The following is a 230-nucleotide window of genomic DNA, read 5'->3' as shown; positions in this document are numbered from 1 at the left end:
CCGGCCCAGACGGTGAAGGACACGTCCGGCCCGCCCGGACCGTTGACGCCGCGGTCGAGGACCTGCTGGACGGCGATCGGGACGACGACCGGGCCGGCCGAGGCCAGCCCCGCGAGCGCGCGCGTGCCCCGGATGCCCTCCTTCAGCTCGGGCGAGAAGTGCACGCCGCGGCGGATGGTGCGGATCGCGCCGATCTCCTCGCCGGAGTCCATCACCGTGCTCATGCGTTC

The 230-nt window shown here is 74.3% G+C and carries 1 pseudogene; it reads right to left on the bottom strand.

Annotated features, from left to right (window positions below):
- Positions 1 to 230: pseudogene (locus QWY29_RS20680) on the bottom strand (ABC transporter ATP-binding protein); the annotation flags it as partial.

The sequence above is a fragment of the Nocardioides abyssi genome (assembly GCF_030412915.1).
In the GTDB taxonomy this organism is placed as follows: domain Bacteria; phylum Actinomycetota; class Actinomycetes; order Propionibacteriales; family Nocardioidaceae; genus Nocardioides; species Nocardioides abyssi.
The sequence above is the reverse complement of the archived record's forward strand: the minus strand, read 5'-3'. Positions and strand labels throughout refer to the sequence as shown.